Source organism: Paraburkholderia jirisanensis, assembly GCF_054782355.1.
Window position 1 is genome coordinate 936,040 of record NZ_BAAGSQ010000026.1, and the last position, 21,340, is coordinate 957,379.

At 64.3% G+C, this 21,340-nt stretch carries 20 protein-coding genes; 12 read left to right on the forward strand and 8 right to left on the reverse strand.

Features of this window, described 5'->3' with window-relative positions; all coding sequences use genetic code 11:
* Nucleotides 1–6: 6 nt before the first annotated feature.
* The 8 genes from ACYVNQ_RS20485 (at nt 7) to fabV (ending at nt 9,812) form a co-directional block, all read left to right on the forward strand.
* Nucleotides 7–1,302, forward strand: a complete 1,296-nt coding sequence (locus ACYVNQ_RS20485; protein WP_460904400.1) for a glycosyltransferase — start codon at nt 7–9, stop codon at nt 1,300–1,302.
* Nucleotides 1,303–1,373: 71 nt separating this feature from the next.
* Nucleotides 1,374–2,888: a DHA2 family efflux MFS transporter permease subunit gene (locus ACYVNQ_RS20490; RefSeq protein WP_460904970.1), complete on the forward strand. Its 1,515-nt coding sequence runs from the start codon at nt 1,374–1,376 to the stop codon at nt 2,886–2,888.
* A 10-nt stretch (nt 2,889–2,898) separates the two neighbouring features.
* Nucleotides 2,899–3,891: a glycosyltransferase family protein gene (locus tag ACYVNQ_RS20495; RefSeq protein ID WP_460904401.1), complete on the forward strand. Its 993-nt coding sequence runs from the start codon at nt 2,899–2,901 to the stop codon at nt 3,889–3,891.
* Nucleotides 3,891–5,714, forward strand: coding sequence for an efflux transporter outer membrane subunit (locus ACYVNQ_RS20500; protein WP_460904971.1), 1,824 nt, complete (start codon nt 3,891–3,893; stop codon nt 5,712–5,714). The genes ACYVNQ_RS20495 and ACYVNQ_RS20500 overlap by 1 nt, the downstream gene beginning before the upstream one ends.
* Nucleotides 5,715–6,929 (forward strand): HlyD family secretion protein, encoded by a 1,215-nt coding sequence (locus ACYVNQ_RS20505; protein WP_460904403.1) that lies wholly within the window; start codon nt 5,715–5,717, stop codon nt 6,927–6,929.
* A gap of 31 nt (nt 6,930–6,960) precedes the next feature.
* Nucleotides 6,961–7,854: a glucose-1-phosphate thymidylyltransferase RfbA gene (gene rfbA, locus ACYVNQ_RS20510; protein WP_460904405.1), complete on the forward strand. Its 894-nt coding sequence runs from the start codon at nt 6,961–6,963 to the stop codon at nt 7,852–7,854.
* Nucleotides 7,839–8,393 (forward strand): dTDP-4-dehydrorhamnose 3,5-epimerase, encoded by a 555-nt coding sequence (rfbC, locus tag ACYVNQ_RS20515; protein WP_460904406.1) that lies wholly within the window; start codon nt 7,839–7,841, stop codon nt 8,391–8,393. Before rfbA ends, rfbC begins: the two co-directional genes overlap by 16 nt.
* Nucleotides 8,394–8,615: 222 nt before the next feature.
* Nucleotides 8,616–9,812: an enoyl-ACP reductase FabV gene (fabV, locus tag ACYVNQ_RS20520; RefSeq protein WP_460904407.1), complete on the forward strand. Its 1,197-nt coding sequence runs from the start codon at nt 8,616–8,618 to the stop codon at nt 9,810–9,812.
* 3 nt (nt 9,813–9,815) lie between these two features.
* On the opposite strand, the gene ACYVNQ_RS20525 is transcribed toward fabV, so the two are convergent.
* Entirely contained in the window at nt 9,816–10,970 is a 1,155-nt protein-coding gene (locus ACYVNQ_RS20525; RefSeq protein ID WP_460904408.1) for a YbfB/YjiJ family MFS transporter, read from the reverse strand.
* Here ACYVNQ_RS20525 and ACYVNQ_RS20530 point away from each other — a divergent pair.
* Nucleotides 10,957–11,169 (forward strand): hypothetical protein, encoded by a 213-nt coding sequence (locus ACYVNQ_RS20530; protein ID WP_460904409.1) that lies wholly within the window; start codon nt 10,957–10,959, stop codon nt 11,167–11,169. The genes ACYVNQ_RS20525 and ACYVNQ_RS20530 overlap by 14 nt on opposite strands.
* Before the next feature lie 46 nt (nt 11,170–11,215).
* Here the strand turns inward: ACYVNQ_RS20530 and ACYVNQ_RS20535 are convergent, their stop codons facing one another.
* A complete protein-coding gene (locus ACYVNQ_RS20535) occupies nt 11,216–12,247 on the reverse strand; it encodes a TIGR03571 family LLM class oxidoreductase (RefSeq protein WP_460904410.1) in 1,032 nt (343 codons plus the stop codon).
* A gap of 236 nt (nt 12,248–12,483) precedes the next feature.
* Between ACYVNQ_RS20535 and ACYVNQ_RS20540 the strand changes: the two genes are divergently transcribed.
* Nucleotides 12,484–13,227, forward strand: coding sequence for an SDR family oxidoreductase (locus tag ACYVNQ_RS20540; RefSeq protein WP_460904411.1), 744 nt, complete (start codon nt 12,484–12,486; stop codon nt 13,225–13,227).
* A 72-nt stretch (nt 13,228–13,299) separates the two neighbouring features.
* Here ACYVNQ_RS20540 and ACYVNQ_RS20545 read toward each other — a convergent pair whose 3' ends face one another.
* Complete coding sequence (locus ACYVNQ_RS20545; protein ID WP_460904412.1) at nt 13,300–13,590, reverse strand: DUF1330 domain-containing protein; 291 nt, start codon at nt 13,588–13,590, stop codon at nt 13,300–13,302.
* Nucleotides 13,591–13,853: 263 nt separating this feature from the next.
* Here ACYVNQ_RS20545 and ACYVNQ_RS20550 point away from each other — a divergent pair, with 263 nt between their 5' ends.
* The gene (locus ACYVNQ_RS20550) at nt 13,854–14,144 is read left to right on the forward strand and encodes a hypothetical protein (RefSeq protein ID WP_460904413.1); all 291 of its coding nucleotides are present in this window, start codon (nt 13,854–13,856) and stop codon (nt 14,142–14,144) included.
* Between the two features lie 72 nt (nt 14,145–14,216).
* Here the strand turns inward: ACYVNQ_RS20550 and ACYVNQ_RS20555 are convergent, their stop codons facing one another.
* The 4 genes from ACYVNQ_RS20555 to ACYVNQ_RS20570 all read right to left on the reverse strand — a co-directional run bounded on the left by ACYVNQ_RS20555 (nt 14,217) and on the right by ACYVNQ_RS20570 (nt 18,637).
* Complete coding sequence (locus tag ACYVNQ_RS20555) at nt 14,217–14,639, reverse strand: VOC family protein (RefSeq protein ID WP_460904414.1); 423 nt, start codon at nt 14,637–14,639, stop codon at nt 14,217–14,219.
* Nucleotides 14,640–14,957: 318 nt separating this feature from the next.
* Entirely contained in the window at nt 14,958–15,989 is a 1,032-nt protein-coding gene (locus ACYVNQ_RS20560; protein ID WP_460904415.1) for a histone deacetylase family protein, read from the reverse strand.
* A 16-nt stretch (nt 15,990–16,005) separates the two neighbouring features.
* Nucleotides 16,006–17,292 (reverse strand): Zn-dependent hydrolase, encoded by a 1,287-nt coding sequence (locus ACYVNQ_RS20565; RefSeq protein WP_460904416.1) that lies wholly within the window; start codon nt 17,290–17,292, stop codon nt 16,006–16,008.
* Between the two features lie 31 nt (nt 17,293–17,323).
* A complete protein-coding gene (locus ACYVNQ_RS20570) occupies nt 17,324–18,637 on the reverse strand; it encodes an MFS transporter (protein WP_460904417.1) in 1,314 nt (437 codons plus the stop codon).
* Between the two features lie 226 nt (nt 18,638–18,863).
* On the opposite strand from ACYVNQ_RS20570, the gene ACYVNQ_RS20575 reads away from it, so the two are divergent.
* Nucleotides 18,864–19,823, forward strand: coding sequence for a LysR family transcriptional regulator (locus ACYVNQ_RS20575; protein WP_460904418.1), 960 nt, complete (start codon nt 18,864–18,866; stop codon nt 19,821–19,823).
* Between the two features lie 53 nt (nt 19,824–19,876).
* On the opposite strand, the gene ACYVNQ_RS20580 is transcribed toward ACYVNQ_RS20575, so the two are convergent.
* Nucleotides 19,877–21,337, reverse strand: coding sequence for an NAD-dependent succinate-semialdehyde dehydrogenase (locus ACYVNQ_RS20580; protein ID WP_460904419.1), 1,461 nt, complete (start codon nt 21,335–21,337; stop codon nt 19,877–19,879).
* Between the last annotated feature and the right edge of the window lie 3 nt (nt 21,338–21,340).

Sequence of the window (21,340 nt, forward strand, 5' to 3'; positions counted from 1 at the left end):
GACGCCATGTCGCACATGATCATTACCGCAATCGGCTCGGCCGGCGATGTCCACCCCATGCTCGGCATCGGCGCTGCGCTCGCTGCGCGCGGGCACCGTGTGACGTTTTGCAGCCATCCGCAGTTCGCCGACGCGGCACGGCGCCAGGGCTTCGCGTTCGTGCCGGTGGGTACCGCGCAGGAATACGCCGATGCGTTGGCGAATCCGGCGCTATGGCGACCGCGTACGTCGTTGCGCACGCTGTGGCAAGTCGTGGCGCCGGTGCTGCGCCCGCATTTCGATACGCTGTATGCACGCACCGATGAAGACACGGTGCTGGTGGGTACGCTGTGGGCTTTTTCCGCGCGGCTGATGCAGGAACTGCATCGCACGCCGTTTGTGTCGGTGCAGATTTCGCCGTCGACGCTGCTGTCCGCTCATGCGCCGCCGAGCCATCCGCGGCTGACCGTGCCGCGCTGGCTGCCGCTCGCGCTGAAGTCCGCGTTGCTGACGCTGATCGAGCGCCGCGTGCTCGACAAGCTGATCGGGCCGCAGCTCAATGCCGTACGGGCCGGGCTCGGGTTGCCGCGCGCAAAGCGCATCGTCGGCCGCTGGCTGCATTCGACCGATGGCGTGCTATGCCTGTTTCCCGGCTGGTTTGCTGCCGAACAGCCGGACTGGCCGGCGCCACGCATGCTAAGCGGCTTTCCGCTCTTCAACGACGTCGCCGATGCGCCGCGCGATGCGGAGCTCGATGCGTTCATCACGGCAGGCGAACCGCCGGTGGTGTTCACACCGGGCTCGACGCTGGTGGACCCCGATCGATACTTCAAGGTGGTGAACGACACGCTCGCCGCCACCGGCCTGCGCGGTATTCTGCTTGGCCCCGGTGCGCAAGGTATTCACGATAACCGGCTGCTGCGGCGCCGCTACGTGCCGCTCGCGGGCTTGCTGCCGCGCTGCCGCGCGCTGGTGCATCACGGCGGTATCGGCACGGCGGCGCTCGCCTATGCGGCCGGCGTGCCGCAAGTGCTGACGCCGTTTGCGCACGACCAGTTCGACAACGCGCAACGGGTGGTGACAAGCGGCTGCGGCGTGCGCGTCGACGGCGCGGTGAGCCGCGACAAACTGGTGCGCGCGCTGGCTCGGGCACTCGGCGATCCTGCCATCGCCGCGAGTTGCGCGCAGCGTAAGGCGCTTTTGCTGGCAGCGCCGGATGGTTGTGCGAGCGCGGCGCGTTTTATCGAAGGCTTCGTGCCGGCGCAGCGGGCTGGCGTGCGGTCCAACGCCTCTCCTGCCCGTGCTGCCGAGGCCAGCGCGTGAGCGCGGCGGGTTCGCAGCAGTGGGCCGCGCCTGGTTCATCCGAGTCGCCCGACGCGCCCCGATCACCCGCGCTGCCGCGCGGCGCACGCCTCGCGTTGCTGACTTTCGCGCTATCGCTGGCCACCTTTATCGAAGTGCTCGATTCGACGGTCGCCAACATCGCGGTGCCGTCCATTTCGGGCAGCCTCGGCGTCTCGAACAATCAGGGCACCTGGGTGATCAGCTCGTACTCGCTTGCCGCGGCGATTGCGGTGCCGCTGACCGGCTGGCTCGCGCGGCGCTTCGGCGCGGCGCGTCTGTTCATCACTGCCGTGGTGCTGTTTACGCTGACCTCGCTGCTGTGCGGCCTTGCCTCCAACTTCTACGTGCTGGTTGCATGCCGTGCGCTGCAGGGTCTTTGCTCGGGCCCGATGGTGCCGCTTTCGCAAACCATCCTGCTGCGCTCGTTTCCGCCCGAGCGCCGCACCGCTGCGCTGGCGTTGTGGGGGATGACCGTGCTGCTCGCGCCGATCTTCGGCCCGATGGTCGGCGGCTGGCTGATCGACGCGTTGTCGTGGCCATGGATCTTTCTGATCAACCTGCCGATCGGGCTGTTCTCGTTCGCCGTCTGCGCGACGTTGCTGCCGCGCGAGCGCGGCGAACGCAGCGGCGCGCGCATCGACGTGCCCGGCATCCTGCTGCTGGTGATCGGCGTCGGCTCGCTGCAGGCGATGCTCGATCTCGGCCACGACCGCGGCTGGTTCGGCTCGCCGCTGATCGTCACGCTCGCGACCGTCGCGACGCTGACGCTGATCGCGCTGCTGATCTGGGAAGCCGGCGAGGAGGCGCCGGTAATCGAGCTATCGCTGTTCAAAGACCGCACTTTTTCGTCGTGCGTGGTGATCATCTCGCTCGGCATGGTGGTGTTTTCGCTGGTCGGCGTGGTGTTCCCGTTGTGGCTGCAGGCGGTGATGGGCTACGACGCGTTCCATGCGGGGCTCGCGACCGCGCCGATCGGCGTGCTGGCGCTGGTGTTCGCGGTGCTGGTCGGGCTCTATGGGCATCGCGTCGATACGCGCGTGCTGGTGAGCGGCGGCTTTCTGGTGTTTGCCGGCGTGATGTGGTGGAACGCGCATTTCACGCTGACCATGAGCTTCGCGCAGATCGCCACGCCTGGGTTGATCCGCGGTATCGGGCTGCCGTGCTTCTTTATTCCGCTGACGGCCGCGACGCTGTCGCGTGTGCCCGACGACAAGCTGGCGGCCGCGTCGAGCCTGTCGAATTTTCTGCGCACGCTGGCCGCCGCATTTGGCAGCGCGCTTAGCGTGACGCTGTGGGACAGCCGCGCGCTGTACCACTACGGTGTGTTGTCGGCGTCGGTCGAGCATGCGTCGGCGAACACCGAACGCTATCTGCAGGCGTTGCAGCGCAGCGGTGCGCAAGGCGGCCAGCAACTCGGCCAATTGCATGACGTAGTCCAGCAGCAGGCCTACATGATGGCCACCAACGACGTCTACGCGCTGGCCGCCGTGACGTGTGCGGGACTTGCCGCGTTGATCTGGCTGGCACGCCCGAAACGGGGCGTGGCAGCTTCCTTTGGCCATTGAGCGAATCGCGATGACGACACTTGGCGCACTGATCGTACTGTTTGAGCCCTCCGATGCCGAGCTTGCGCGGGTCGCCGCGCTGGCCGACGCTTGCGACGTGCTGGCGATCGTGGATAACGCAACCCATCCGGACCCGCGTCTCGCGCGGTTCGTGCAAGCTGCGCAAGACGGGCAAGGTGCGCAAGGTGAGCAAGGGCCGCAACATCAGCCGCGCGCACACGTGGTGCTGCTGCACAAGGGCAACCGCTACGGTTGCGCGGCAGCATTCAATTTTGGGCTGGTCGCGCTGTTCGCGCGCGGCTGCGATGCGGTTGCGCTGTTCGATCAGCAGTGCAAGGTGCCGGAGCAATACTTTCCGCAGATGCGTGCGCTATACGAGCGGATGGGGACGCGCGCGTTTCTTGCGGGGCCGCGCGTGTTCGATGAAGTGACGCACTCGTACAAGGTCGAGGTCACTACCGACGGCATTGCCGTGCGCCGCCTGAAAGTGCGCAGCGATACGCCGTTGCAGCGCTGCGCGTTTCTGAGCTCGTGGGGATGCGTTGTGTCGCGGGCTGCCTTTACGCGGCTGGGCGGCTTCGACGAGCGGCTGTTTGCGGACCATATCGATACCGAATATTCGCTGCGCGCGTTTGCGCGTAGCGTGCCACTGTATCTGGTGCCGGCGCTGGAGCTGTCACGCGGTGCCGAAGACGCGCGCGCGGTGCAGCGCACCAGTATGCGAGGCCGCGCCGGCTTACCCGATGGAGCCTGGCCGCAGCGCTACTACAGCGCCCGCAACGCAATTCATCTGAGCCTGACCTACGGGCTGCGCTTTCCCGTTGCGCTCGCAACCAACCGGCACATCACATCGCAGATCGCGCACATTCTGCTGCATGAGCAGGACAAGTTCGCGCGGCTGGTCGACATCGCGAGCGGGGTTGTCGACGGCCTGCTGTGCCGCCTCGGTCCACTCGAAACCGCACGGCCGCGACTGGCCGCCCGACGGGCACACCTCACATGATGCGCGCGCATTCATTCGCGGCGGCCGCGCGCAAACTCACGCGGGCCGCTCCACTTGCCGTGCTCGCCGGGGCCCTGGCTGTCGCGCTTGGCGGTTGCGTGCCGACCGGTTTCACGCCGAAGCTCACCGCGCGCGCGCCGGGTGCCGACGCGCTTGCGCAGCTGACACCGGGCGCGCCGAACGGCACGTGGCCCGCGCCCGACTGGGTGGCTGGCTTCGGCGACGCGCAACTCGACGCGCTGGTTGCCGATGCCTTGCATGACAACCCTGATCTGCAGGCCGCCCGCGCTCGCATCGATATCGCGCAAGCGGAATTGCAGCAGTTCGCGTCGCTGACGGGCCTGACCGGGACGGCCGGTGCGAGCGTGCAGAAAGCCCGTCTGCCGCAGTCGGACCAACTGGCCGAGGTGTCGGTCGGCGGCAGCCCGGTACCGGTGCAACTGTTCGCCCAGCCGACGGTGTCGCCATCGGCCTTGTTCGTCGGGCTCAACTATCAGCTCGATCTGTGGGGCCACAATGCGGCGCTGACGCTCGGCCTGATGTCGCGGCGCGATGCCGCGCAGGTCGACGCGCAGCAGGCGCGGCTCACGCTGACGGTCGCACTGGTCACGCTGTATTGCGACCTCGATCAGGCGTACACGGTGCGCGATCTGCTGAACCAGAAGCTCGCGGTGAACGACCGCAGCGACACAGTCGAGCGCGAGCGCGCCGCGCGCGGCATCGATAACGGCTATGACGCAAACGACGCGGCGCTCAAGCGCGCGCAACTGCGCGAGCAGATCCAGATCAACGACGAGCGTGTGCAGCTCGCGCAGCTGCAGCTCGGCGTGCTGTCGGGCCGCGGGCCGCAAGCGGGGCTCGCGCTGGTGCGCCCGCATCTGGCGCCGCTGGCCGATGCGCCGTTGCCCGCGCGGCTGTCGCTTGGCCTGATGGGGCGCCGGCCCGATATCGTCGCAGCGCGGATGCGGGTCGAGGCGGCCTCCGCGAATCTCGATGCGGCGCGCGCGCAGTTCTATCCGGACGTGAACCTGATGGCGCTCGGCGGGCTGGCCGCGCTGACACCGGCCGGACTGTGGTCGCACGATGCGTTGACCGGCTCGATCGGCCCTGCGGTGTCGCTGCCGATTTTCGATCGCACACGGCTGACGGCGAAGCTCGGCGAGAACGCGGCCCGCACCGATGTGGCGATCGCGCTGTACAACCAGACCGTCGATGCTGCACTTGGGCAGGTCGCGCAACAGCTGGCCTCACTGCAGTCTGTCGATGTGCTGATCGCGCGCCAGACCGAAGCGCTCGATGCGCAGACCAGCAAGAGCGCGATTGCCGGCGAGCGGCAGCGGCGCGGCCTGATGACCGGGCGCGACGCAAACCGTGTACATGCTGCGCTGTTCGACGAACGGATTCGCCTCGCGGATTTGCGGGAACGGCGGCGCGCACTGCGCGTCGGGCTGATTGGTGCGCTGGGTGGTGGCTTTGATGGTGGCGCGGAGCGGCAGGACGGGCCGAAAGCTAACCTGCAAGCCGTGTTGCAAACCAACGCGCAAGCTGATTCGCAAGCCGCGCTGCAAACCGGCCAGCAAACCGTGTTGCGAACCGGCCCGCAAGGCGGCCCTCAGAACGACCCGCACGGCGACTCGCAAGCCGACCTACTGGCTGCCCCACAGGGCGACTCGCAAGCCAGCCCACAAGCTGCCGCACAAGCCGACCCGCAAGTCAGCCCGCTCGGCGAGCCCACCGCGCCTGCATGGTCGAGCCGCACCGTCGCCCCCGACGCAGCCGCGCCATCCCGCACCGAATCGATGAACCCGACACGCGTTGACTGAATGCACTCCGACAACCATCTTCAGCATGATCCGATCGTCGCCCAGCGCGAGGCTGCCGCTGCGCAGACTGCCCACGCTGGACAAGCCGCGCGACGCGCGACACGCCGGCTGCGCTTCGCGGTGTTCTTTGGCCTTGTCGCGTGCGCGGCGCTGGCGGCGCTTGCCCACTGGTATCTCGGCGGCCGCTTCAACGAAGACACCGACGACGCCTACGTAGCCGGCAACATCGTGCAGATCGCCGCGCAAACCCAGGGCACCGTAACCGATGTACTGGTATCGGATACCCAGCGCGTGCGCGCAGGCCAAGCGCTCGTCAAGCTCGACGACACCGAAGCGGCCGTTGCTTTCGCGCAGGCGAAAGCACGTCTCGTGCAGGCGGTACGCCAGGTAGCGAACGCGCGGATCTCGGCGAATGCCGACGCGGCCGCGGTAAAGGCGCGCCAGGCGGCACTCGCCGAAGCACAACGCGCGCTGGCGGCACGCGACGACGCGTCGGTCGAGGTGGTCGCGCCTGAAGAACTGGCCCGCGCGCGCACCTCGCTCGCCGACGCGCAGGCAGCCTACGCGAGCGCACGGGCGCAGCTCGACGCGTCGCGTACGCTGGGCAGCGGCCAGCCGCTCGAAAGCAACCCGGCGGTGATCGAGGCGGCCGCGCAGTTCCGTCTGGCCATGCGCAACCTGCGGCGCGCGACCATCGTCGCGCCGCTCGACGGCACCATCGGCCAGCGTTCCGTGCAGGTCGGCCAGCAGGTCGGTCCGGGCGTGCCGCTGATGTCGCTGATCCAGTTGCAGCACCTGTGGATCGAAGCGAACTTCAAGGAAGGGCAGATCCGCCACATGCGGATCGGCCAGCCGGTGCGCGTGATATCGGATATCTACGGTTCGCAGGTGATCTATCGGGGGCGCGTCGAGGGCTTTTCTGCGGCAACCGGCAGTGCCTTCTCGATGCTGCCGGCGCAGAACGCAGCGGGCAACTGGATCAAGGTCGTGCAGCGCGTACCGGTAGTGATCTCGATTACGCCGGCCGATCTTGCCGCGCATCCGCTGCGAGTCGGGTTGTCGATGCAGGTGGACGTGGATACGCGCGAGCGCAGCGGCCACCTGCTGGACGGCGATGCGCATTCGCTCGCGCAAAGCACCACCGTGCACGACGATTTCGCAGGCGAGGCCGACGCGGCGATCGCGCAAGTCGTCAGCGATGCGCTGCGCAACTGAACCCATCAACCTTCACACGCAGAGCTAGCCAATGCAACGCAAGGGCATCATTCTCGCGGGCGGGTCGGGTACGCGTCTTTATCCGATCACGCACGCCATCTCGAAGCAGCTGCTGCCGGTGTACGACAAGCCGATGATCTATTACCCGCTGTCGACGTTGATGCTGGCGGGCATTCGCGAGGTGCTGATCATTTCGACGCCGCAGGACACGCCGCGTTTCGAGGCAATGCTGGGCGACGGCGCGCGCTGGGGCATGTCGCTGCACTATGCAGTGCAGCCGGCGCCGGATGGGCTTGCGCAGGCTTTCGTGATCGGCCGCGAATTTCTCGGCGGCGCCGCGAGCGCGCTGGTGCTCGGCGACAACATCTTTTATGGTCACGACCTCGCGCTGCAGTTGCGGCACGCCAACGCCCGAACCGATTGCGCGACGGTGTTCGCCTACCACGTGAACGATCCGCAGCGCTACGGCGTAGTCGAATTCGACCCGCAGCTGCGCGCCATATCGATTGAAGAGAAGCCGGCGCAACCGCGTTCGTCGTATGCGGTGACCGGCCTGTACTTCTACGACAGCGACGTCTGCGACATCGCCGCCAGTATCAAGCCTTCGGCGCGCGGCGAGTACGAGATTACCGACGTCAATTCCCACTATCTGCGCGCCGGCAAGCTGAACGTGGAAATCATGGGGCGCGGCTATGCGTGGCTCGACACCGGCACGCACGACTCGCTGATCGATGCGGCTACCTTCATCGCGACGCTGCAGAAGCGCCAGGGCCTGGTGGTCGCGTGTCCCGAGGAAATTGCCTACCGGCAAGGCTGGATCGACGCGGAGCAACTGCTGAAGCTGGCCGCGCCGCTCGCGAAAAACGACTACGGTCGCTATCTGATGCATCTTTTGACGGACAAGGTGGTATGGGAATCAAGGTAACCGCAACGGCGCTGCCCGAGGTCAAACTGGTCGAGCCGCAGGTGTTCGGCGATGCACGCGGCTTTTTCGTCGAAAGCTTCAATGCGCGCGATTTCGCCCAGCACGTGCAGACGGGCGTCGAGTTCGTGCAGGACAACCATTCGCGCTCCGCGCAACACGTGCTGCGCGGCATGCACTATCAGATCCTGCATCCGCAGGGAAAACTGGTGCGGGTAACCGCTGGCGCGGTGTTCGATGTCGCGGTCGACGTGCGGGCCCAGTCGCCGGATTTCGGCAAATGGACCGGCGCGCTGCTGAGCGCCGAAAACCGCCGGCAAATGTGGATTCCGCCGGGCTTTGCGCATGGTTTTCTGGTGTTGACGTCGTTTGCGGACTTTCTGTACAAGACCACCGACTACTGGTATCCGGAGCATGAACGCAGCCTGCGCTGGGACGATCCGGAAGTCGGCATCGCGTGGCCGCGCATCGACGGCGTGCCGAAGCTGGCGGCGAAGGATGCACAAGCGCCGTGCCTCGCACAGCTCGAGGCGTTCGCGTGAAGCCCGTTTCACGCTGACTTTGCGCCGATTTCTCGCCCGTCACCGAGCTGGCGCGGCGCGGATGTCGCAGCCGGTGCCCGTACGCCGCGCGGCCCGTATTACGGTCCTCAATCGAGCCGCGCGGCGCGCCCTCCGCCGAAATCTGGCTCGACACCGGCCGCCTCCCTTAAAATGCATGAACTTTTAAGGCGGCCTGGCTCCGCAGTTCAAATAGAGGACTTCATGATCATCGAACCGCGTGTGCGTGGTTTCATCTGTGTGACGACTCATCCGGCGGGCTGCGAAGCCAATGTGAAGCAGCAGATCGACTATGTCGCCCGCAGCGGCCGCATCGCCGACGGCCCCAAAAAGGTGCTCGTCATCGGCGCATCGACCGGCTACGGCCTCGCGGCACGCATTACGGCCGCCTTCGGTTGCGGCGCCGACACGCTCGGCGTGTTTCTGGAGCGCGCCGGCAGCGACACGAAGCCCGGCACCGCCGGCTGGTACAACACGGCCGCGTTCGAGAAGTTCGCAGCCGGCGAGGGGCTGTACGCGAAAAGCATCAATGGCGACGCGTTCTCGGACGAGGTGAAGCGCCAGACCATCGAGACGATCCGGCGCGATCTCGGCAAGATCGATCTGGTCGTCTACAGCCTTGCTTCGCCGAAGCGTACTCATCCGCAAAGCGGGCAGGTGTTCACCTCGGTGCTGAAGCCGATCGGCAAGTCGGTCAGCCTGCGCGGCATCGATACCGACAAACAGGTCGTCAAGGAGTCGGTGCTCGAGGCCGCAAGCCAGGATGAGATCGACCAGACCGTTGCCGTGATGGGCGGCGAAGACTGGGAAATGTGGATCGACGCGCTGCTGGAAGCGGACGTGCTGGCGGACAACGCGCAAACCACCGCGTTCACGTACCTCGGCGAACAGATCACTCACGATATCTACTGGAACGGCTCGATCGGCGCGGCGAAGAAAGACCTCGACCGCAAGGTGCTGTCGATCCGCGCGAAGCTCGGCGCGGTGAAGGGCGATGCGCGCGTGTCGGTGTTGAAGGCGGTGGTCACGCAGGCCAGTGCGGCGATTCCGATGATGTCGCTGTATTTGTCGCTGCTGTTCAAGATCATGAAAGAGCAGGGCACGCACGAAGGCTGTATCGAGCAGGTTTATGGGTTGTACAAGGAAAGCCTGTACAGCCTCACGCCGCGCGTCGACGATGAAGGCCGTCTGCGCGCCGACTACAAGGAACTCGATGCGGCCGTGCAGGCGCGCGTGCTGGAACTGTGGAATCAGGTGACGAGCGACAACCTGAACGAACTGACCGATTTTCGCGGCTACCGGCACGAGTTCGTGCGGCTGTTCGGCTTCGAGGTAGAGGGCGTCGATTACCGCGCCGATGTGAACCCGAACGTGCCGATTCCGAATCTCGTGCAGGTTTGAGCGTTACCTGAAGGTCAGCAGCGCCGCGACCGCCAGACCCGCGCCGGCCGCGGCCAGCGGCAGATCGAACGAGTGCGTGCGCGCGAACAGCGCGCCGGACACCAGTGGCCCGACGATCTGGCCGACGCCGTAGGCGGCGGTCATCGTCGCCATGATGTTGAAGCGCACCGTGCGCGCCACGCGCCTCGCGGCCGGCATCGCGATCGTCACGGTACCGACGAAGGTGCCGCCCACCAGCAGCGCGCTGGCGACGAAGGTCAGCGCGGACGCATCGAGCGCCGGCAGCACGACGCCGATTGCCTGCATCAGCAGGTTCACGGCCAGCGACATCCGCGTGCCCAGCCTGTGATGCAGCCAGTGCCACAGGAAACATGACGGCACCGCGCCGAGGCCGAAAGCCGCCCAGATGTGTACCGGGTTCAGCTGCGGCAGCGCCTCTTTCACCAGCAACGGCAGGTAGGTCGCGGTGACGATATAGCCGAAGCCCGCGAGCCCGTAGATAGCGACCAGCCGGTATGCGCCCAGCACATTGCGCGTGGCATTAGCCGCCGCCGGTGGTGCGTGCTCTTCGGCGTCGATGTGTTCGCGCGCTTCGCGCACGCGCTGCCATGCGGTGACCGACAGCAGCAGGCTCACAGCGGCCAGTATTGCCCATAGCGCCATGCTGTTGAAGCCCGCCGACGCACCGATCGCGACCAGCTCGGCCGAAGCGACAATGCCGATGCCAACCCCCGCATACAGCACCGGCGCGCCGTGATGATCGCCGATCACGTGAAACAGCCACACCGACGCGGCGACGAATGCAATTGCGCTGACCGCGCCTGCGATGAAGCGGATCCCGACGATTAGCGCTGGCGCCAGGTGGAACGACAACGCCGCGAGGCATACGGTGGTCGCGATCATCGACAGCGCTGCGAGCCGTGCCGCATGGCCGTGCTGGAAGCGGGCGGCGAGAATCGCGCCGAGCAGATAGCCCGCGTAGTTGGCTGACGCCGCGAGTGAGCCGCTGGCGACGTCGATCACGCCGTCCCGCACCATTAACGGGTACATGCCGGTGAACGCGAATCGGCCGAAGCCCATGCCGACCGCAAGGATCAGCGCACCGGCCCATGCATCGAGCCGCGGACGGCTGGCGGCCTGTTCTATGGTGTTTTCCATCGGATTGCCTTTCTGGTTCATGTCTTTGGTTCTGATTCAGGCATGCCTTCGGTCGGCGCGCGCAATGCATGCGGCCGCCGCCGCGGCAACCGATGTGGCCACAGTTGTTCACGCCGAAAAGCCTGTCAGCGAAAGCGCAACTCTATTTGCCGGCGCTGGTATGAAAAAGCCGGTACGCGGTCAAGACACTGTTTACTGACGCTGCACCGGGCGTGCCGCGCCACGACGAGGTCATGACGCGGCCGCTATGCGTTCGGCGGGAAATACGGCAGCACGTCGCGCTGCAGTTCGTCGAGAATTTCCGCGTAGTCGCGTGGCGTAACGCGCGGATTCAACGCCACGTGCGATACGCCCGCTTCGCGCGCCTGCTCGAGAAACGCGCGCAGTGCGCGGCTACCGATCGCAAAGCCGCCCTGAATGCGCTTGAACGGATAGTCAGGCCGTGGGTGCAGATACAGAAATCCGCCGAATGCGAGCGGATTGAAGCGCGGCTGCACGGCGTTCTGCTGCTGTTTTTGCTGCGCGCGCTGGTCGGTGTCGTTCCATTCGCGCGCAAACGTCGACAATGCTTCGGGCGTCGGGACGAAGCCGAGATAGCCGTCCATATGAGTCGCGATCCAGTCGAGCGTCTGCTGCGAGCGACCGACCGCGATGGTCGGCACACGACCGAACAGCGGCTTGGGCAGCAGGTTCAGCGAGCCGTCCAGTTCGCCGAAGCGGGCCGACGCGACGCGCGGAAAATTCACTTCGCTGGCGTTGCGATACACATTGAACGCATCGCGGAAACGCTCGCCGCGGCTGTCGAAGTCGATGCCGAACGCCGGGTACTCGGCGGGCCGGTCACCCGACGACATGCCGATCACGACGCGAGCGCTGGTCAGCCGGTCCAGCGTGTTGATCTGCTTGGCGAGCAGCAGCGGTTCGCGCGTCGGCAGGACGATGCCGGTGGTGCCGAGCGTGAGTTGCCGTGTCGCGGCGGCGAGCTGCGCAATATAGATCAGCGGCTCGAAGATCTGTCCCGAATCGCCATAGCGCGGATCGAAGAATGGAATGTCGCGCACCCACAGTGCGGCGACGCCGGCCTGCTCGGCGCGCTGCGCCATCTGCAGGTGGCCTTCCATGGTCGGATGCGGCGTATGCGGGTGCGTTTCGAGCGGCAAGATCAGGCCGACCGTGAGGGCACCGGGTTGAAACACGCGCCGGTAGCCGGGATGCGCTTGCAAGTCGATGCGCGGGCTGGGCTCAGCGGGAATGGCCAAAGGGGCTGACATGTCCATGATGGTTCTCCTGTTCTGCTGTTGGGAGCAGATTACGGAGATTGGCCCGCGAGAAAAACAGAGCAGGGCTAACAACACTTGATACATAGCGTCATCTACGATGGCACGGCGACTGCCGGGTTTTTCCATCATGGAACAATTGTTGTTCACGGCACGTCATTCAAGCGGTCCGTCCGCGCTCCTATAGTTCGCATGCACTGCAAACCACGGTTCAATTCGGGAACGGGAGATCTGTGATGAACAACGGAGTCGAAGGCAAGGTGGTCGTCGTCACCGGCGCGAGCGCGGGGCTGGGCGAGTCGGCCGCGCGCCATCTGGCCGCGCGGGGCGCGCGGCTGGTGCTCGGCGCACGCCGCACCGAGCGGCTGGAAACAATTGCTCAGGAGCTACGTAAAACCGATGCGAAAGTCGAATACCTCGCGACCGATGTGACGCGGCGTGCGGACGTCAGCGCGCTGGTCGATCTGGCAGTCAGCAAGTTCGGCCGCATCGACGTGCTGGTCAACAATGCAGGCATCATGCCGATCGCACCGATGGTCGAACTGAAGGTCGACGAATGGGACGCGATGATCGACGTGAACATCAAGGGCGTGCTGTATGGCATTGCCGCGGCGCTGCCGCATTTCACGAAGCAGCAGAGCGGTCACTTCATCAATATTTCGTCGGTGGCGGGGATCAAGGTATTCAGCCCGGGCGGCACCGTTTATAGCGGCACCAAGTTTGCTGTGCGCGCCATTTCGGAAGGGCTGCGCCACGAAGTAGGCGGCGCGATCCGCACGACGATCATTCTGCCTGGCGCAGTCGAATCGGAACTGCAGTTCGGCAGTTCGCATAAGGAAAGTGCGGCAGGCGTAAAGCAGTTTTATCAGCAGGCGATTCCGGCCGATTCAGTGGCGCGCGCAATCGTCTATGCGATCGAGCAGCCGCGCGACGTCGATATCAATGAAATCGTGCTGCGCCCGACCGTGCAGGAATTCTGAGCCGCTGCCGCGGCACGTTCCGCAGGCCGGCGCTGCGTGCATGCAAGTGCGCAGCGCCGGCCGTACATATCATCAGACGCCTTCGATGATTCTGAAGTCGCGTTCGACCGCGTCGCCCAACACCTTGTGCGCTGCCGCATAGGCCGGGCTGTTGAAGGTTGCGATGGCCTGTTCGAGGCTGTCGAATTCGACCAGCACGGTGCGCTCCGCAATACCGTCGTCGTATGCTGCCTTGGCTGGGCCGCGCGACAGAATCTTGCCACCACCGTCAAGAATGGCAGGCGTGGCGAGCTTCGAATATTCGGCAAGCTGGTCAGGCTTGAATATCTTGCGATAGGCGCTGACCCAATAGGCTTTTGCCATTTCCGTGTTCTCCGCTTGATTGACGCGGCATGCTTCAGGCATTGCCGCAACTGGCGCCGTGACGTTCGCGGCACCGCTCCGTATAGCCTGCGGAGCATAGCAAGAAAACCTCGGCCGCGCTGTCGAGCGGCTTATGCGGCTGAAAGAGTGGTCAAAAGACTTGTGTGTGCAGAGTGCTTAATCTTCACGATACCACTGCCTAGAATGATTTCCATGAACTGCGGACGGGGGTTCGCAGCAGGTAACGATCTCTGGAGGTCATCATGAAATCCCTTCTCGGCGCAGTCGTGATTGCAGCTTCGCTTGCGATTCCCGCGGTCTCGTTCGCACAGGCCGACGCTCCCGAAGCTGCACCGGTTGCAGCAACCCGTGTCGCGCCGCAGGGCAGTGGCGCATCGACTAACGCCGTGGGGGGCGTGGCTGACGGTTCAACAGGCGCGGGTGCGCCGGCACACCATCGGTTCGGGTTCCTGCATCGCGGCGCCGGCAGCACACAACCGAAGGATGCGTGTGTGGGCCCGGTGAGCTTCTGCAACATCTACTTCGGTAGCTGATGTTCCAGCGCGGCGGCGCGGGCTAGTGCGCCGCGCGCCGCTTCCCACTCTCGGTGTTGCGCGCGATAAAGACTACTTCTGTGCCGCGCTCGTGTCGTAATCGAACTCGAGACGGATGCCGCCCGGTTCATAGATCATCGTATGGCGCTTCGGGCCCTTGCCCAGTTGTTCCGGCGCAAACTCCACCTTCACGCCCGGCCATTTCGACACACGTGTGAAGAGTTCGTCGAACGCTGCTTCGCTGCCCACCTTCAAGGCCAGATGATGCAGGCCCACATTGGTCTTGCGGTCGAATTCGACACGGCTGTCGTGATTTTTCACTTCCCATAGCGTCAGCATCACATGCCCGTCGGACACGAATGCCGCCGGATACTCGGGGCGTTCGCCAATCTGCTTCCATCCGAGGCAGGAAACGAAGAAATCGCGCGTTTGCTGCAGGTCGCGCACGGTAAGTCCGACATGGTCGATGCCAAGCGTCAGGGGATTGACAGTCATTTCTGAGCCTCTGGTTGGGATAGGGCGGACGCTGCGAGCAGGCATTGCCAGACATGCTGCCGCATCACGGCCGGAACTTCGCGCAGTATAAGAATCGTGCACGGGGCAGCCAACCCCGAAGTACGGAACAGCTATGTTGCGAGGCTGGAAACAATGCCTCACAACCGTGAACTGCGCAATGTCGCTCCGTCTCACTGATGATCGATGACACGCACCACCAATCATCATTTTACTTGATCTTGTTGCGCTCCTATGGGCAAGGCGTGGGCAAGATCGACCGCGTGGGGTTTGTGCAAAACGCGGTGACGCGACGTGTCTTTATGCGTTGTTGCGCTGGCTGCCGAAACCGTTGAAGAACGCACGTGCATTCAGATCCAGCGTTTCGATGTGATAGCCGCCTTCCTGCACGATGACCGATGGCAATTGCAGGGCACCGACTGTCTCGCCGAGTTTGGCGAAGCCCTCGGTGGTGACGGCCACCTTCGATTGCGGATCGTCCTTATAGATGTCGAAGCCGAGCGCGAGCACCAGTGCATCGGGCTGAAAACGCCTGAGCACACGCAATGCCGCATCGAGGCGCGCGAAGAACACCTGTTCCGACGATCCATGCGGCATCGGTAAATTCACATTGAAGCCTTGGCCCGCACCGGCACCGGTCTCTTCTTCATATCCCGCTACCACCGGATAGAAATTCGTCGGATCGCCGTGAATGGAGACGTAAAGCACATCGTCGCGCCCGTAAAAAATCTCCTGAACGCCTTGGCCGTGGTGCATGTCGGTGTCGAGAATGGCGACGCGGTCAAAGCGGGTGCGCAGCGCTTGCGCGGCGATTGCTGCGTTGTTCAGATAGCAGAAGCCGCCAGCTGCGTCGCGGCGCGCGTGGTGACCTGGCGGACGGCACAAGGCCCACGTTTCGCGCGCGCCGTCGTTGATGTCGGCAGCGGCCGCCAACGCGCATTGCGCAGACCAGTATGCCGAGCGCCATGTGTTCGCGCCGACCGGACAGCTGCCGTCGGCCAGATAGCGCGCTGCCTGCGCAAGCACGCCGCGCAGTGGATTGGGGTCGCGCACGTAGACGTTCGACATCACTTCATCGCCCCAGTCGTCGGGCATTTTCTGCCAGTCGCTGTGCGCTTCTTCGAGAAAGCGCAGGTAGCCCATATCGTGTACAGCGGCGAGCGGCGCGGTGCCGCGGTCGGCCGGCTCGCGCACGTCGAAGTCGAGCGAGTGCGCGGCCGCAACGAGGCGCGCGGCGCGTTCGGGTATTTCTTGCGGCGCGCGCATCTGGCCACGCGACAGATAGCTGCGCGGGTGATGCAGCAGTTGTTCGGGATGGAAGTAGGTTTTCATCGTGGCTCCTTGCCGATCATTCTGTAAGTTCGCTCCGGGCGACCGCTTGCTGCGCGCTCGCGGTGGGCGCGACGCCGGCGCGCGCGAGCACCGCATTGAGCAGCACGTTCGCGCCTTGCGTGACGTCGTCGGGCAACGCGTCTTCGGCTTCGTTGTGCGACAGGCCGCCGACGCAGGGAATGAACACCATCGCAGTCGGGCAGCGGCGCGCGAGCAGGATCGCATCGTGGCCCGCACCGCTGACGATGCGCTCGTTGGTGTAGCCAAGCGCATCCGCGGCATGCTGCACCAACGCGACACAGTCGCGGTCGAACGGCGTGGCCGGATTGTGCCAATAAGTGTCGATACTCGCCTGCACGCCGCGTTCGGCGGCGATGCGTGCGCAGGCATCGCGCAGGTCTTGAGTCATCTTGTCCACTTCATTGTCGTCGTGGTGACGTAGGTCGACTGTGAACGACACATGCGCCGCGATCGTGTTGCGCGATGCGTTCGGAATACCGATCTGGCCAATCGTCGCGAGGCCACGCGGTGCGTAGCGCGCAGCGATTTGCTCGAGTTCCAGCGCAATCTGCGCGGCGGCGAACAGCGCGTCCTTGCGGTACGGCATCGGCGTCGTGCCGGCATGCGCGGCCATGCCCGTTACCGTGACGTCGAGCCAGCGGATCGCCTGACCGCCTGTGACTACGCCGATCGTCGTGCGATTCGCTTCGAGTATCGGGCCCTGTTCGATATGCGCTTCGAAATAAGCATCCACCGGTGTGCCGATCGCGCGAGTGCCGCGATAGCCGGTGGCGGTGAGCGCATCGGCAAGCGTGATGTTTTGCGCGTCGAGTTTGGCCAGTGCATCGGCAAGCGGAATTTCGCCTGTGAACACTGCTGAGCCGAGCATGGCCGGCGTGAAGCGCGCGCCTTCTTCGTTGGTCCACGACACGATCTCGATCGGCTTTTCGGTCGCGATGTCCGCGTCGTTCAGCGCGCGTACGAGTTCCAATGCGGCCAGCACGCCGTAGACGCCGTCGAAGCGGCCGCCTTCCGGCTGGGTGTCGAGGTGGCTGCCGATCAACACCGGTGCGGCGTGCGGATCTGTGCCGGCGCGCCGCGCGAACAGATTGCCGACCTGATCGATGCTCACGCTCAGGTTCGCCGCGCGGCACCATTGCGCGAACAGATCGCGGCCGCGTCGATCTTCTTCACTGAGTGCAAGGCGGCGTACACCGCCGCGTGGCGTTGCGCCGATTTGCGCCATGTCCATCAGGCTTTGCCACAGGCGGGTGCCGTCGATTTGCAACAACAGGTCTTTCATAGCGATTCCGGGAGTGTCGTGCGGTTTCGGTTTAGTTCGCACCTAGCGCGTCGGCTTCGGTTTCGGTCGCTTCGCTGCTTGCTGCGCGCCGCGCATCGAGCGCGACGATGCACAACAACGAAATGCCCGCGAGGCACGTATAAAACGCCGCGAGTGGCCACCATTGACCGGTATAGCGATGAGCAAGCCATGTCCCAATGAGCGGCGTGAGTCCGCCCGCGATCGCGCCGCACACCTGATATGCGAGCGAGATGCCTGAATAGCGCACACGCGTCGGAAACACGCCGCTCACGAAGCCGGCGATCACCGAATAAAAGCCGGACATGCAGACGGTCGCAATCGCGATGCCGATCACCATCGGCACGACCGTGCCGCCTTGCACGAGCGTGAACATCGGGTATGGCGACAGCATCGCGAGAAGCGCCATCAACTTCAGGAAGCGCGCGCTGCCGACGCGTTCCGCGAGCCATGCGGCAAGCGGCTGCCACAGGAACTGGATGATCGCGACCGCGAACAGGCAGTCGAGAATCAGCGAGCGCGTGACGCCGACGTATTGCGTCGTGTACGCGATCATGAAAGTGTTCGTGAAGTAGACGCCCGCAATCCCAATCGTATTCGCACCGATGCACAGCAGCACGAGACCCGATGCGGAGCGCAGCACTTCGGCCACCGGTAGCTTGACGGTACGCTTCGCTTCCTTGAGGCGCGTAAATTCCGGGGACTCGTTGACGCCAAGACGGATCACGATGCCGATCACCAGTAACACCGCACTGGCGAGAAACGGCAGGCGCCAGCCATAAGCGAGAAAGTCGGCCTTGTCCATCGACGTGACCGCACGAAACGCGATCAGCGACAGGATCAATCCCGCAGGGCTGCCGAGCTGCGCAAACGAAGCGAAGAACGTGCGCTTGCCCTGCGGCGCATGTTCGCCCGCCATCAGCACGGCGCCGCCCCATTCGCCGCCCACCGCGATACCCTGCACGACGCGCAGCAGCACGAGCAGCACCGGCGCAAGCACACCGACTTTCGCATACGACGGCAGCAGGCCGACGCATACGGTGGCGACGCCCATCATCATCAGCGTGGCCATCAGCGCTTTTTTGCGGCCAATGCGGTCGCCGAGATGACCGAACACAATGCCGCCTAGCGGCCGCGCAAAGAAGCCGACCGCGAAGGTCGCGAACGACGCCATCGTGCTGACAAAGCGATCGCTAGACGGGAAGTACAGCTCACCGAAGACGAGCGCTGCAGCCGTCGCGTAGATATAGAAGTCGTACCACTCGATCATCGTGCCGATGAACGCGGCGGTCGCGGCGCGTGCGGGTTGGCGGGCGGGTTGCGTCATGCTGTCTCCTGAAGCACGTTCGGCGCGGTAATGCGCGGTGGCCTCACATCGGGGGCGTGCAGGTTGTAATCGGATGCGCCACTAAGCGCGACGCGTGCAGCGTTTATCCGCAGCCATAAAACATTAGTCAAATTTCAAGTTATTATTTCACGCATAAATCTGGCTTATAGTTCGGTTTTTGCCGCAGCCTATCTTTGGGCTATTTGCTTGCCGCATGGAGCTGACGATGCGCGCGGATATCGCGAACTTTCTGAACGACCGGCTCGACTGGAACCTGCTGCGCACCTACCTCGTGATCATGCAGGAGCGCAGCTTGAGTCGCGCGGCGGCACGGCTGCACGTCACGCAGCCGGCAGTGAGCCAGGCGCTGCGGCGCCTCGAAGAAACACTGGAACGCAAGCTGATCGAACGGCGCGGCCCGTATTTCTCGCCAACTGAAGCGGGTGAGGTGGTGTATCGGATCGCGAGCGATATCTATGGCGATATCTCGCGGCTCGAAACCGATCTCGACGACCGCGCCGACGATATCTCCGGCACGATCCGCTTGCTGACGATCAGCCGCATCGAGTCGCCGGTCTATGACGAGTTTCTCGCGGACTTTCATCGCGCGTATCCACGCATCGAGTTGCAGATTGAAGTGATGCGCTCGTCGGACATCATCTCGTCGCTGCTGCAGAAGACAGCCACGGCCGGGCTCGGCCTATGCCGCACGCCGTACGAGAAGCTCGATATGCGCTGCTTTCTGCGGCAGCGTTATGCGATTTTCTGCGGGCGGCATCATCGGCTCTTCGGCAAGTCGCAACTGGCGATGGACGATTTGCTGGCGGAGAACTTCGTGTCGTTCACCAGCGATCAGATCGGCGACAGCTTGTCGCCCTTGACGGTGTTCCGCGACCAGAAGGGATTCACCGGCAGGATCGTAGCGTCGTCACCGAGTCTCGAAGAGGTGCGGCGGTTGATTTTCGCCGGGTATGGGATCGGCTGTTTGCCCGAGCATATCGTGCGTGACGATATCGCGCAGCAGCGGCTGTGGCGTTTGCCGCCGGATGAAGGACTGGTCGATGTCGACGTTTTCCTGCTGTGGCACCGCGAGCGAAAGATGAATACCGCGGAGCAGGCGTTTCTCGATGCGATGGAGCGGTGTATGAGGCGCTATTCGTTGGGGGAGAGGTTGGGGGGGAAGTAGGGGAGCACCCGGCGATTCCCGTGAGATCACGGGAATCGCACTGTGTTGTTACCTCAAATCCCCCCGACACACATGTACTTCACCACCATATATTCGTCGATCCCGTAGTGCGAGCCTTCGCGTCCCACGCCGGATTGCTTGACCCCGCCGAACGGCGCGACTTCGTTGGAAATGAGCCCGGTGTTGATTCCCACCATTCCATACTCGAGCGCTTCCGCCACGCGCCACACGCGGCCGATATCGCGGCTATAGAAGTACGCGGCGAGCCCGAACTCGGTGTCGTTCGCAAGCGCAATCACTTCCTCATCCGAACTGAAGCGGAAGATCGGTGCGAGCGGCCCGAACGTTTCATCGCGAGCCAGCAGCATCGATGGCTTGGCATCGGCCAGCACGGTCGGTTCGAAAAAGCTGTGGCCAAGCGCGTGGCGCTTGCCGCCGGTCAGCACGCGTGCGCCTTTGTCGAGCGCGTCCTGAATGTGGCTTTCCACCTTCAACACGGCTGCTTCGTTGATCAGCGGACCTTGCGTCACGCCTTCCGTGGTGCCGCGCCCGACCTGCAGTTGTTTGACAGCGCTGGTCAACTTCGCCGCAAACTCGTCGTAGACACGCTCGTGCACGTAAAAACGGTTGGTGCACACGCAGGTTTGCCCGGAGTTACGATACTTCGACGCGATCGCACCGGCCACGGCTTCGTCGATATCCGCATCGTCGAACACGATGAACGGTGCGTTGCCGCCCAATTCGAGCGACAGCTTCTTGATGGTCGGCGCACATTGCGCCATCAGCATGCTGCCCACCGGCGTCGAACCGGTGAACGACAGTTTGCGTACCAACGGATTGCTGGTCATTTCAGCCCCGATCGCGCGTGAGCCGCCCGTCACGACGCTGAACACGCCCTTCGGCACACCCGCGCGTTCAGCGAGCACGGCGAGCGCAATTGCCGAAAGTGGCGTGGCGTCGGCTGGCCGCACGATCATCGGGCAACCGGCGGCGAGCGCCGGGCCGACCTTGCGCGTAATCATTGCAGCCGGGAAATTCCACGGCGTGATGGCCGCGCAAACACCGATCGGCTCCTTCGTCACGATGATGCGGCGGTCGTTGGCAACGGTCGGAATCACGTCGCCATACGTGCGTTTGGCTTCTTCGCCGAACCACTCGATAAACGATGCGGCGTACTGGATCTCGCCCTTCGCCTCGGCGAGCGGTTTGCCTTGTTCCGTGGTCAGGATCAGTGCGAGATCGTCGATGTTGGCGATCATCAGGTCGTACCATTTGCGCAAAATCGCGCCACGTTCCTTGCCGGTCTTCTTGCGCCATGCGGGCCACGCGCGATTCGCCGCGTCGATCGCGCGGCGCGTTTCGGCTTCGCCCATCTTCGGCACGCTCGCGATCACGTTGCCGGTTGCCGGGTCGGTGACGTCGAACGTCTGTTTGCTGTCGGCGTCTTGCCACTCGCCGGCGATATAACACTTCGTTTGCAGCAGCGAAGGATCTTTCAGCTGGATTGTCGTCATGGT

What these genes read in the sequence shown, in the direction of transcription:
- ACYVNQ_RS20545 (WP_460904412.1), bottom strand. Translation starts at nt 13,590, where the DNA reads ATGGCAAAAGCCTATTGGGTCAGCGCCTATCGCAAGATATTCAAGCCT.
- ACYVNQ_RS20495 (WP_460904401.1), top strand. Translation starts at nt 2,899, where the DNA reads ATGACGACACTTGGCGCACTGATCGTACTGTTTGAGCCCTCCGATGCC.
- ACYVNQ_RS20555 (WP_460904414.1), bottom strand. Translation starts at nt 14,639, where the DNA reads ATGACTGTCAATCCCCTGACGCTTGGCATCGACCATGTCGGACTTACC.
- ACYVNQ_RS20570 (WP_460904417.1), bottom strand. Translation starts at nt 18,637, where the DNA reads ATGACGCAACCCGCCCGCCAACCCGCACGCGCCGCGACCGCCGCGTTC.
- ACYVNQ_RS20580 (WP_460904419.1), bottom strand. Translation starts at nt 21,337, where the DNA reads ATGACGACAATCCAGCTGAAAGATCCTTCGCTGCTGCAAACGAAGTGT.
- ACYVNQ_RS20500 (WP_460904971.1), top strand. Translation starts at nt 3,891, where the DNA reads ATGCGCGCGCATTCATTCGCGGCGGCCGCGCGCAAACTCACGCGGGCC.
- ACYVNQ_RS20575 (WP_460904418.1), top strand. Translation starts at nt 18,864, where the DNA reads ATGCGCGCGGATATCGCGAACTTTCTGAACGACCGGCTCGACTGGAAC.
- ACYVNQ_RS20540 (WP_460904411.1), top strand. Translation starts at nt 12,484, where the DNA reads ATGAACAACGGAGTCGAAGGCAAGGTGGTCGTCGTCACCGGCGCGAGC.
- ACYVNQ_RS20525 (WP_460904408.1), bottom strand. Translation starts at nt 10,970, where the DNA reads ATGGAAAACACCATAGAACAGGCCGCCAGCCGTCCGCGGCTCGATGCA.
- fabV (WP_460904407.1), top strand. Translation starts at nt 8,616, where the DNA reads ATGATCATCGAACCGCGTGTGCGTGGTTTCATCTGTGTGACGACTCAT.
- ACYVNQ_RS20535 (WP_460904410.1), bottom strand. Translation starts at nt 12,247, where the DNA reads ATGGACATGTCAGCCCCTTTGGCCATTCCCGCTGAGCCCAGCCCGCGC.
- ACYVNQ_RS20530 (WP_460904409.1), top strand. Translation starts at nt 10,957, where the DNA reads ATGGTGTTTTCCATCGGATTGCCTTTCTGGTTCATGTCTTTGGTTCTG.
- ACYVNQ_RS20550 (WP_460904413.1), top strand. Translation starts at nt 13,854, where the DNA reads ATGAAATCCCTTCTCGGCGCAGTCGTGATTGCAGCTTCGCTTGCGATT.
- ACYVNQ_RS20485 (WP_460904400.1), top strand. Translation starts at nt 7, where the DNA reads ATGTCGCACATGATCATTACCGCAATCGGCTCGGCCGGCGATGTCCAC.
- ACYVNQ_RS20560 (WP_460904415.1), bottom strand. Translation starts at nt 15,989, where the DNA reads ATGAAAACCTACTTCCATCCCGAACAACTGCTGCATCACCCGCGCAGC.
- ACYVNQ_RS20565 (WP_460904416.1), bottom strand. Translation starts at nt 17,292, where the DNA reads ATGAAAGACCTGTTGTTGCAAATCGACGGCACCCGCCTGTGGCAAAGC.
- rfbC (WP_460904406.1), top strand. Translation starts at nt 7,839, where the DNA reads ATGGGAATCAAGGTAACCGCAACGGCGCTGCCCGAGGTCAAACTGGTC.
- ACYVNQ_RS20505 (WP_460904403.1), top strand. Translation starts at nt 5,715, where the DNA reads ATGCACTCCGACAACCATCTTCAGCATGATCCGATCGTCGCCCAGCGC.
- rfbA (WP_460904405.1), top strand. Translation starts at nt 6,961, where the DNA reads ATGCAACGCAAGGGCATCATTCTCGCGGGCGGGTCGGGTACGCGTCTT.